Source organism: Clostridia bacterium (genome assembly GCA_012840125.1).
Taxonomy (GTDB): Bacteria; Bacillota; DULZ01; order DULZ01; family DULZ01; genus DULZ01.
Map to the genome: position 1 here is coordinate 1 of DULZ01000008.1, position 4,882 is coordinate 4,882.

Genomic DNA, 4,882 nt, shown 5'->3' on the forward strand with positions numbered 1-4,882 from the left:
AGACAAAAGGCTCTTCGGTGATGCGGATACCAGCGCCGCCGGTAGCGATGGCCCGGCGCAGGTCCTGCCGTACTTCCGAGGGCACCTTTTTCCAAGCGCCGCAGACAATGCTGACCCGGCCCCGGGCATACATCACCATTTCCGCGGCGGCGGTAGCTACCCCCGACGCTTTCCCAATACAGCCCAGGAGCTCTTCCTCCGCCCGGGCTACCTGCCAGGCATCACCCCAGGCCCGGCAAACACAAGTCCCGCGCTCCAGGGCTGTCCCCTCCGGGGCCATCCATTCCCCTTTAAGCCCCAGCTCCAGGGCCTTGGCCTCCAGCCTGTCCATGCCGGCTAACACCCCCGCCTCTTTAGCGGAAATCTCCAGGAGAAACAAATCTCCCGCCAGCGGTGCAAAAAGAAAATCCCTTACATCCACAAACATCATCTCGATTCGGCATTATCGTATGGTATTCGTTGTTCTCCGATGGTTCCTATTCGCCACGGGATCGGATTCTCCTGCTAGCCTGGCAAGACTTTATTCGACATTATCGAATTTTATTTGCTGTTATCGTTCGACGGGAAATAGGAGCTCTTCCCTAGGCCAATTTGCGGAGGGAAACCCTGCAGGTGTTAGCAGGAAACCGGACGGGTGTTCACCGGTTAATCGTTTATCAAGAGCAAAGGAGATCCGGAGATTGGCTGCCGAATCTCTTTGGATCCCGCCCGGCGATAAAACTACCACCGGCTAGGGTCGCTGCCGTCCTCGCCCCTTAAAGCCTGCATCTTGCAGGCAGCGGCTTCTGAGGGGATAACGTGAAACCGGTGCCCAACCCAGGGATGAAACACCGTTTTTTTCTTATTGCAGTTGGCTGCGAAATCGGGTATCGTCTATTTATTGATAACCATTTTTGTCTGGCGTAAAAGCGGCGGGATGGTATAGAATGGAACTTAAATAGATTAATAGCGATAGGAGGCTGGTTATGGACAGCGCAAGCGGCGTGAAGATGGAACAACTGCGTACCCTGCTGCGGGAAATGGGAAGGGTGCTGGTGGCCTTTTCCGGCGGGGTGGACAGCACTTTTCTGTTAAAGGTAGCGGCGGAGGAATTAGGGGACCGGGTCATGGCCGTCACTGCCATGTCCCCCTTCTATCCCTCTTGGGAAAAACAGGAGGCAGAAGAATTACTCAAGGAATTAGGAGTTACTTATCGCCTCATCACCATTGACGCCTCGGAGCTGGCAGGGGTCGCCCACAATCCCCCGGACCGGTGCTACCACTGCAAGGGGGTCGTCTTCGGCAAATTCCGCCGGCTGGCTGAGGCGGAAGGCATTCCCTACATCGTAGACGGGACCAATTACGACGATTTAAAAGACTACCGCCCCGGGGTGAAAGCCCTGCAGGAACTGGACATCCGGAGCCCTCTCCGGGAAGCCGGGTTAACCAAACAGGAGATCCGCGCCTTGTCCCGGCAGATGGGTTTACCCACCTGGGATAAGCCGGCCTTTGCCTGCCTGGCCACCCGCCTGCCCTACGGCACCCTGATTACCCCGGAAAAACTGGCGCAAGTGGATCAAGGGGAAGGTTTTCTCCGCTCCCTGGGCCTGAAGCAGTTTCGCCTGCGGCACCATGAGGAACTGGCCCGGTTGGAAGTGGGACCCCGGGACTTCGAGGTAATCTTGGCCCACCGGGAAGAAATCACCCGCAAACTGAAAAGCATCGGGTACACATTTGTAACCCTGGACCTGGAGGGATACCGGACGGGCAGCATGAATGAAACCCTGGACCTAAACGCCGGAGCGAAATAAGGCAGAAGGCGCCGGAAACGGCGCCGGGTAATTACAATTATAAGAAAATTGTGATAAGATTATATAAAAGCCTAGCGGTACTATTATTCAATTACTACTTTTAGCTAAGGAGGAAACCATGGTTGAAGAACTGTTTCCGGGACTGTTCCGCACTACCGTCCCCATCCCCCAGAACCCGTTAAAAGAGCTCAACTCTTACGTCATTATGGGCAAAGACCGTAACCTGATTATCGATACCGGCATGAACCGGCCGGAATGCGAGGCGGCAGTTAAGGAGAACCTGGCAGAGCTTTCCCTGGACCTGCACAAAACGGACATTTTTGTGACCCACATGCATGCCGACCATTCCGGGCTCATCGCCCACCTGGCCACGGAAGAATCCAAGGTCTACTGCAGCCCCCAGGATGAGCCCATGATCAACCTGGAAGACAACTTCTTTGACCTCATGCGGGATTTCATCCCTCTCGGGGGATTTCCCGCGGCCAACTACGATGATGCTATCAAAGCCCACCCCGGCTACAAGTACCGCTGCCGGGAACATATTGATTTTACCTTGCTGCAGGACGGGGACACCCTGCAGTACGGCGACTACACCCTGACCGTGGTGGCAACGCCGGGCCACACCGCGGGGCACCTGTGCCTCTATGAGCCTGGGAAAAAGATTCTTTTTTCCGGGGACCACATCCTGGGGGACATTACCCCCAACATTTCCCTCCATACGGCCGACGAGGACCCGTTAACCAACTACCTGGCCAGCCTGGAAAAGGTGCGGCGGCTCCCCCTCAAGACGGTCCTGCCCGCCCACCGGAGCATCATTCCCGACGGGTACGCCCGGATTGAGGCATTGAAAAAGCACCATGACGCGAGAGCTAACGAAGTGCTGGATATCCTCCGGGAACGGGGCGAGCAAAACGCCTACCAGGTGGCGGCCCACATGACCTGGGACATGACCTATGACGATTTTGAGAACCTCCCCATCGCCCAGAAATGGTTCGCCGCCGGGGAAGCCCTGGCCCACCTGGTCTACTTGGAGACCAAAGGGTTGGTGAAAAAACGGCTGGTGGATGAGGCATTTTTCTTCTCCATCAAATAGTGGTTAACCAAGGGACACAGCCCCTGCACTGGCAGCAAAAAGGCAACCGACGGCCCTCTTACCGTGTATTTAGCCCACAATCAAAGGGACACAGAACCGTTTCCTGTGTCCCTTTCGTTATAACTAGATCCCAAACAGCCTTTTGGCATTGGCCGTGGTCACCCGGGCAATTTCCTCCAGGGGCTTCCTTTTCACGGCGGCGATCATCTCCGCCACTTTCACCACGTAAGCAGGTTCGTTTCTCTTGCCCCGGTAAGGTTCCGGAGCCAGATACGGGCAGTCCGTTTCTATGAGCAGGTAATCTAAAGGCACCAGTTTCGCGATGTCCTGCAGCCGCCGGGCGTTGTGGAAAGTCACCGGCCCGGCCAGGGAAATGAACAAACCCATTTTCATGGCCTCCCGCGCCATTTCCCAGCTGCCGGAATAGCAGTGCAGCACCCCGCCGATGGCGGACACTTGTTCTTCTTTCAGGATCTGCATAGTATCCCCGTGAGCATCCCGGTCATGGACCACGATGGGCTTCTTAAGCTTCTGGGCCAGACGCAACTGGGCCCGGAAAGCTTCTTGCTGGACTTCTTTCGGGGACAGGTTGCGGTAATAATCCAGCCCGGTTTCCCCAATAGCCACTACTTTCGGCTCCTGGGCCAGCTGTTCCAGTTCGCGCAGGGCCTCGGGGGTGCAGAGCTTGGCATCGTGGGGGTGGATCCCCACCACCGCATAAAGAGATGGTTCTTCTTGGGCCATGGCCACCGCTTGGCGGCTGGATTCCAGGTCATAGCCCACATTGATCATAGCGATTAACCCCGCCTGCTTGGCGTTCTCGATCACTTGGGCTACATCTTCGCTAAACCTGTCGTCCATCAAATGCACATGGGTATCAATGAAGGCTGTCATTTCACTTTCGCTCCAGTGGGAATATCCCTATCCAATGTCAGTACCGCCAGCTGATCCTCCGTGCTGGCCGCCAAAAGCATCCCTTGGGACAGGATCCCCCGCAGCTTGGCCGGTTTCAGGTTGGCTACGATGACAATCTTCTTGCCGGTCAATTCCTCGGGGCTATAGTACTTGGCAATCCCCGCCACGATGGTTCTCTCTTCGGCACCGACCTGAACCTTTAATTCCATTAGCTTATCAGTGCCTTCCACCCGCTGGGCGGCAAGTACCTGGGCCACCCGCAAGTCCACCTTGGCGAAGTCCTCAATGCTGATTTCAGCCACACCCGGCACCGGCTCCTTCACCCGGGCCGGTTCCGGTTCCCCTTTTGCTGCCGCGGCCTTTTTGCCCTCCCAGTCAATCCGCGGGAAGATGGGCTCGCCCCGGTTGATCTTGGTGCCTGCCGGGATAGCACCCCAGGACTGGACGCTTGCCCAGGTGGCCAGTTCTTTTTGCCCCGCAATACCTAGCTGGGCAAATACTTTATCCAGGACAGTGGGCATAAAGGGCGACACCAGCACCGTGGCAAAGCGAATGCTTTCCGCCAGGGTGTACATCACCGTACCCAGGCGGGAACGGGTCTCGGGGTTCTTGGCCAGGCTCCAGGGCGCCGTCTCTTCAATGTATTTATTGCTGCGATTTACCAGTTTCCAAATGGCCTGCAGGGCTTGGCTGAAATCAAACTTATCCAGGGCCTGATCCACTTCCGCCGGGATGACTAAAGCCAGCTCCCGTAATTCCAGGTCCATGGGCTCCGTATCCCCCGGCGCGGGGATCTGCCCGTCACAGAATTTATTAATCATCGAAGTGGTCCGGCTTAACAGGTTCCCGAAGTCATTGGCCAAATCGGTGTTAATCCGGTTCACCAGGGCTTCTTCCGAATAATAGAAATCTTGTCCCAGGGGCATTTCCCGGAGCAGGAAGTAACGGATAGCGTCAGCGCCGTACTTGTCAATGAGCACCAGTGGGTCCACCACGTTGCCCTTGGACTTGGACATCTTGCCTTCGTCCAACAGGAGCCAGCCGTGACCGTAAACAGCCTTGGGCAGCTCGATCCCGGCAGCCA

The 4,882-nt window shown here is 56.5% G+C and carries 5 protein-coding genes; 2 read left to right on the top strand and 3 right to left on the bottom strand.

The window, feature by feature from the left end; genetic code table 11:
• Positions 1-421, bottom strand: a 421-nt coding sequence (locus GXX34_00855) for a nicotinate-nucleotide pyrophosphorylase (GenBank protein ID HHW06074.1), incomplete at its 3' end; no start/stop codon positions are given.
• Positions 422-965: 544 nt separating this feature from the next.
• Between GXX34_00855 and larE the strand changes: the two genes are divergently transcribed.
• Both larE and GXX34_00865 read left to right on the top strand, forming a co-directional pair.
• On the top strand, positions 966-1,790 hold the full coding sequence (gene larE / locus GXX34_00860; GenBank protein HHW06075.1) for an ATP-dependent sacrificial sulfur transferase LarE: 825 nt from the start codon (positions 966-968) through the stop codon (positions 1,788-1,790).
• A 118-nt stretch (positions 1,791-1,908) separates the two neighbouring features.
• On the top strand, positions 1,909-2,883 hold the full coding sequence (locus tag GXX34_00865) for an MBL fold metallo-hydrolase (GenBank protein HHW06076.1): 975 nt from the start codon (positions 1,909-1,911) through the stop codon (positions 2,881-2,883).
• A 123-nt stretch (positions 2,884-3,006) separates the two neighbouring features.
• On the opposite strand, the gene GXX34_00870 is transcribed toward GXX34_00865, so the two are convergent.
• Positions 3,007-3,777, bottom strand: coding sequence for a TatD family hydrolase (locus GXX34_00870; GenBank protein ID HHW06077.1), 771 nt, complete (start codon positions 3,775-3,777; stop codon positions 3,007-3,009).
• The coding region (gene metG, locus GXX34_00875) for a methionine--tRNA ligase subunit beta (GenBank protein HHW06078.1) at positions 3,774-4,882 on the bottom strand (1,109 nt) is incomplete at its 5' end. The genes metG and GXX34_00870, both read right to left, overlap by 4 nt.